8 protein-coding genes are annotated in these 6159 nt (G+C 30.0%); 2 read left to right on the top strand and 6 right to left on the bottom strand.

The features are described from left to right. The coding region (locus B2217_RS10860) for a pyridoxine 5'-phosphate oxidase C-terminal domain-containing protein (RefSeq protein WP_291122587.1) at positions 1–113 on the top strand (113 nt) is incomplete at its 5' end. A 22-nt stretch (positions 114–135) separates the two neighbouring features. On the opposite strand, the gene B2217_RS10855 is transcribed toward B2217_RS10860, so the two are convergent. The 5 genes from B2217_RS10855 to hemW form a co-directional block, all read right to left on the bottom strand. Next, a complete protein-coding gene (locus B2217_RS10855; RefSeq protein WP_291122563.1) occupies positions 136–1857 on the bottom strand; it encodes a M48 family metallopeptidase in 1722 nt (573 codons plus the stop codon). Next, entirely contained in the window at positions 1820–2200 is a 381-nt protein-coding gene (locus B2217_RS10850; protein WP_291122561.1) for a hypothetical protein, read from the bottom strand. The genes B2217_RS10855 and B2217_RS10850 overlap by 38 nt, the downstream gene beginning before the upstream one ends. 77 nt (positions 2201–2277) lie before the next feature. After that, positions 2278–3510 carry an ornithine--oxo-acid transaminase gene (gene rocD, locus B2217_RS10845; protein WP_180904468.1) on the bottom strand — a complete coding sequence of 411 codons (1233 nt, stop codon included), beginning with the start codon at positions 3508–3510 and terminating at the stop codon, positions 2278–2280. 63 nt (positions 3511–3573) lie between these two features. After that, entirely contained in the window at positions 3574–4383 is an 810-nt protein-coding gene (gene murI / locus B2217_RS10840; protein ID WP_180904467.1) for a glutamate racemase, read from the bottom strand. Between the two features lie 17 nt (positions 4384–4400). Further along, a complete protein-coding gene (gene hemW, locus B2217_RS10835) occupies positions 4401–5528 on the bottom strand; it encodes a radical SAM family heme chaperone HemW (RefSeq protein WP_180904466.1) in 1128 nt (375 codons plus the stop codon). A gap of 127 nt (positions 5529–5655) precedes the next feature. Between hemW and B2217_RS10830 the strand changes: the two genes are divergently transcribed. After that, positions 5656–5847: a cold-shock protein gene (locus tag B2217_RS10830; RefSeq protein ID WP_038330556.1), complete on the top strand. Its 192-nt coding sequence runs from the start codon at positions 5656–5658 to the stop codon at positions 5845–5847. Between the two features lie 55 nt (positions 5848–5902). Here B2217_RS10830 and B2217_RS10825 read toward each other — a convergent pair. After that, on the bottom strand, positions 5903–6159 hold a 257-nt coding region (locus B2217_RS10825; RefSeq protein WP_291122559.1), incomplete at its 5' end, for a hypothetical protein.

Raw genomic sequence — 6159 nt, 5'->3', positions numbered from 1 at the left:
TTCGCCCAACAGAAATAGAGTTTTGGCAAGGACGTCCAAGTCGTTTACACGATAGAGTTCGTTATGTTTTACAAGACGATTTTGATTGGAAAAAAGAGCGTTTAGCTCCTTAAAATATAAAACAAAAGCCTCTAATTAAGAGGCTTTTGTTTTTGATGTATAGTTTAACAATGGTTCGTATTCTTTTAGAAAAGCAGATTTCTTTTGAAACAATAAGTTATTTGAAACTTGATCTACAAAGTATAAATTTTCAATCAAATTCTCAAAAGCATTGTTGTTATAACCTGTAGAGTCAAAAAAGAAAATCCAATCTTCATCTATAAAATATTGCGCATTTTCAACTTTTCGAATTGTTATTTTTTCCTTTGCTATTTCACTTTGTAGAATATCTTTTGTTACATTTTTTAGTTGTTCAACTTGATCATTCAAAACTGTTAAAGCCTCAATTCTTAGCTTTTCGTGAATAGGTTTTGTTGCAAAATTAATATGAGTTCTAATTTCATCTACCAATTGAATATTCGCTGATAAATCTGCTTCAACTTTGATACAATCTTCTAATAAAATAGCTTTTTGTTCATCTAAATTAGATCTGAAAAATATTTTGATATTGTCTAAATATTCAGAAAACTCAGCTTCTTTTTCCTTATTTATTTGCTCCAATTCTTCTTTAACTTTCAGTACATCTTGTTTTTTATTGTAAACAACATTGTTGTATTTGAATGGTTGCGGCTTTTTTTGACTGGAAAAAAAATCTAATTGCAATAAATCAATTTGTAAAGCTAAATATTGTTTTGCAACTATAATATTTTCATCCGAAAACAATTCATTCGTAGGAATATTTTGTTGTTTATCCGTTAAATCAGCTTTTTTAATTCGATCAAAAGGTAAATCATAATTTGAAAAAAAATGATTGTAAACTTTAGGGTAATTGTATTTATTATGAATGCTTTTAAACGTTTCAATAAATTCTGAATTGTCTATTTCATTGACACGATATAAATTTAATTGAAAGAAAAAATTGAATGTAAATTCTTCTTCAAATTCATTATTTTTTTGAAGTAATGTAATGGCTTTTGGAGATTTGTCTATCTCAGAATGATGATTTGTAGACGCTATATTTGCTAAACGTTTGTCCATTTCTGGATGCGTCGACCATAAATCTTCAAATTGTAGTAAAGAATGATTTTGATTAAATTCATTAATTCCAACAATTGCTAAATTATTTTCTAAAGAAAGTTCGTAATCATCGATATAAAAGTCAACTAATTGATTCATATTTTGATAAATATTAGTCGAAAACTTTTTATCATCTTGTAAACTTGTATAAAAATTGGCTAATTCTTGGTAAACAAATTGATACAATTCTATTCTCAATAATGGTTTGCTCATCGTCTCAATTCCCACAACATTTGTTGCAATTTGATCCGCATGAAATTCCATTTCTCGACTTAATTTTAGATAATTAAATTCTAATTTTTTGTGAATTATTTTCAAAATAGATTCAATCATTTTATTGTAAGCAACAGCGCCCATCGAGATAAAACCAACAATTCCATTAATTTGACCTAAGTTATCGACATCAAATCTCAAGGTTTGATTACTGTATAAAATATCTTCCATAATTTTGGTCGCATTTCCAACATGACTACCAATTGTCATTGATTTTTGAGAAAAATGCCCAAATTCGTGCGCAATTATTCCTTTTAATTCGTTTTGAGAAATACCATGAAGCAAACCAATACCAATCGACAAATTTTTTCTCGTCGGAAAAACTAAACTTTGCAAATTGTTCGAATAGGAAACATATGCATTTACATCATCAATAATAAATACTTTTTTTTGGATGTTTTGTGCCAACTTTATCTGCGGTTTCTTTTATTAATTTGAATAATTCTGGTTGATCTATTTCAAAAATTTCAATTCCATTTGTAGCTGTTTTTTTGAAAATATTCAGAATAAATTTAATATTATAGTAAACGATTAAACCTCCTAAAGCCAATAGTCCCAAACCTAAAATAATGGTAATCCACATTGGTTTTGTAATGACAATAGCGATTCCTGCACAAACACAAATTATAAAAATGATGATGCTCAAAATTGTAGAAAAGAAAAGAGTAATCAAGAAAAGAGCAATCCAAACAGCCGATTTTTTTTGAGCCTTTTTGTACGTTTCAGAAACGTTTATTTTAAAAGAATTCATAGTGTTATTTAAAGCTTCGAATATAAAAAAACCTGATGAAATTTCATCAGGTTTTTTCTATATCATTTTATTGTTGATTATTTTTTAAACTCTTGTGCAGTTTTACGAATAATCGCTAAACATTCGTGTAACTGTTCTTCGTTCATCACTAAAGGAGGAGCGAAACGAATGATGTTTCCGTGCGTAGGTTTGGCTAATAATCCGTTGTCTTTCATTGCAACACAGAAATTCCATGCTGTTTCAGATTCTGGTGTATCGTTGATTAAAATTGCATTTAATAAACCTTTTCCACGAACTGATTTGAATAACGGAAATTCTTCTGCCATTTTTGTGATTTCTGCTCTAAAAATTTGCCCTAATTTTTCAGAATTTTCAGCTAATTTTTCGTCCAAAACAACTTGCAAAGCTTCTGTTGCAACAGCCGCAGCTAATGGATTTCCTCCATAAGTAGAACCGTGTTGTCCTGGTTTGATCACATTCATGATTTCATCATTTGCTAAAACTGCAGAAACTGGATAAGCTCCACCCGAAACGGCTTTACCTAAGATTAAAACATCGGCATCAATATTTTCGTGATCGATTGCTAACATTTTTCCTGTACGTGCAATTCCTGTTTGAATTTCGTCGGCGATAAATAAAACATTATGTTGTTTACATAATTCTTCACAAGCTTTCAAATATCCTTCAGAAGGTACATTAACACCCGCTTCTCCTTGAATTGGTTCTACTAAGAATCCACAAATTTTATCTGCTTTTTCTTCTAAAATTTGTTTTAGAGCTTCAATATCATTGTATTCTACAGCTTCAAAACCACTTGTGTAAGGATTGAAATTTTTACGTGCATCTTCATCATTCGAGAAAGAAATAATAGTAGTTGTACGACCATGGAAATTGTCTTTACATACCACAATAATCGCTTCACCAGCTGGAATTCCTTTCTTTTCGTACCCCCATTTACGAGCAATTTTTAGCGCTGTTTCTACTGCTTCAGCACCCGTATTCATTGGTAAAACTTTATCGAAACCGAATAATTCTGTGATAAATTTTTCGTATTTTCCTAATTCCGCATTATAAAAAGCACGAGAAGTTAACGTTAATTTTTCGGCTTGATCTTTTAACGCTTTGATGATTCGAGGATGACAGTGACCTTGATTAACAGCTGAATAAGCTGATAAAAAGTCGAAATATTTTTTCCCATCAACATCCCAAACGTAAACACCTTCACCTTTTTCCAATACAACTGGAAGCGGATGATAGTTATGCGCTCCGTATTTTTCTTCTAATGCAATTAATTCTGCTGATTTTTCCATGTAATGATTTGTTTTTGTTTGTTCGTAATATTTTATAAAAAAACCGACAAATAATGGTCGGTTCTATTTCGTTTCTAAATTTTTCTCAATTAATTGAATATCTTTTCCAAAGAATTTTTTTGCAACTTTTATAATATTATCCGTATTGTTAGAAATATAAAATGTATAGTTTGCAACAGCATCTTTAGCAGCCAATTTTCCTTCTTTTGCTAATTGATAAATCACTTGATTCACGACAATTAAAGGCGAATTTACAATATCAACTTTTCCTTCAAACACTTGATTGATTTCTTTTTCTAGATGTGTATAATGTGTACATCCCAAAATAATCGAATCAATTCCTTCTAATTTTTTGTTCAACAAATAAGTTTCTAAAACTGCTTTAGAAATCGTCGAATTTGTAAAACCTTCTTCGATAACAGGAACTAGGAGCGGAGTTGCCATTTCAATAACCGTAATATGTTTATTCCGACGACGAATAGCCTTTTTGTAAGCGCCCGAATTTACAGTTGCTTTTGTTGCAATAACACCTATTTTTTCTCTTAATTCGAACGAAACTTTCTCCGCAACTGGCGAAATAACATCGATAACAGGAACATCTTTTCCTGCGGCTTCTCTAATTTCTTTCAACGAATTAGCTGTTGCGGAATTACATGCAACTAAAATCGCTTTACAATTATTGTCTATTAAAAAATTAGTAATGTCTACCGAAAATTGTGTAATCGCTTCTTTCGATTTTTCTCCGTAAGGCAAATTTTGAGTATCGCCAAAATAGATCAAACTTTCGTTTGGTAGCAGACGTTTTATTTCTTTTGCAAACGTCAAACCGCCAACTCCAGAGTCGAAAACACCAATTGGTCTGTTATCATTCATATCGCAAATTTAACAAATTAATCGATGTAAAATAATCTTGAAGCAATTCCGTCTGCGAAAAATTTTGCTTCGGGTTTCAAAATAATTCTATTTTCTTTCTTTTCGACTAAATTTTCGTTAATTAATTGATTGAGTTCTTGATAAAAAGAATTCACTAAAGGTTGAGAAAATTCTGAATTAATTCGATTTAAATCTATTCCATAAATTGTTCTCAATCCAATCATTATCATTTCATTAAATTGTTCTACTTCATTTAAAACTTCAATTTCTTGAGGTAGCTTATTTTCGTTGATAGTTTGTATATATTTTGAATTATTTGCAATGTTCCAAGCTCGAGTTTTTCCGTTATAAGAATGTGCAGAAGGTCCAATTCCTAAATAATGAATTCCTTTCCAATAATTAGAATTGTGCAAAGAAAAATAGTTTTCTTTTCCGAAATTGGAGATTTCGTATTGAATAAAATTATTCGAAGTTAAAGTGTCTACTAAAAGTTGAAATTGTTCGTTTTGACGATCTTCATCAACTGGTTTAGTGATTCCTTTTTTGATTTGATGATCTAAAATTGTTTTTTCTTCGACTGTTAAGGCATAAGAAGAAATATGTGGAACATTTAGCGCAATTGCTTTTTGCAAATTTTGTTTCCACACTTCGTTAGTTGTGGTTGTAGAACCATAAATCAAATCAATAGTGATATTTTCGAAACCAAAATCTTGCGCCAATTTTATAGAAGTTTCAGCTTCTTGTGCGTTATGTGCTCGATTCATTAATTTCAAATCTTCTTCAAAAAATGATTGAACACCAATCGAAAAACGATTAATCGGAGTTGATTTCAAGAAATTAAGTTTTTCTTTGTTCAGATCATCAGGATTCGCTTCTAGTGTAATTTCTTTTAAATTTTTGGTCGAATAATTTTTATAAATCGTTTCGAAAATACTTTCTAACTCAATTTCGTTTAGGATAGAAGGTGTTCCTCCTCCAAAATAAATCGTTTCTAAAGGTGTAGAAATTTCATTTTTTCTGATCTCAAGTTCTTTATTAATTGCTTGAATTAAATTTGATTTATGTTGAAGATTAGTCGAAAAATGAAAGTCGCAATAGCTACATTTTTGTTTACAAAACGGGATATGAATATAAATTCCTGCCAAAATATTATGATTTGAGACAAAATTATAATGAAATTATAGCCTAAAAAAATTGTTATAAAAAAAAACTAAAAATTAATATTGGTTTTGTAAATAAATCTTATATCTTTATCAACGAAAATAAAATACTATGAATAAAGGAACTGTAAAATTCTTTAATGAAGAAAAAGGATACGGATTTATTAAAGATGACGAATCAGGAAAAGAGTACTTCGTACACGTTTCTGGTTTAACAGACAAAGTAGCTCAAAACGATAAAGTATCTTTTGACTTAGAACAAGGAAAAAAAGGCATCAACGCCGTTAATGTGAAAGTAATCTAATTAATATATTATCTCAACATATTTCTTGTAAGCGACCTGTTTAGGTCGCTTTTTTTTATTCCTTAATTTCGTCGCTATTTTGATAAAACTCTGCATCACGAAGCAATTCATTCACGAAATGATACAATCTTCCCAATTGATATTTTGCCAAATAATGACCATATAAACTAGCTAAATAAGTACCTAAAGCCATCAATAATGCAATAGGAATACTCCAAATCCATACACTATTTCCCTGTACAATATATTCGGAAACCGCATAAGAGCCTAAAGTGATAAAAATAGCTCCACTCAAACCATACAAAAATGCGA

The organism is Empedobacter sp. UBA7620 (assembly GCF_002484185.1).
GTDB lineage: Bacteria > Bacteroidota > Bacteroidia > Flavobacteriales > Weeksellaceae > Empedobacter > Empedobacter falsenii_C.
This window is presented reverse-complemented; position numbering and strand designations above follow the sequence as displayed.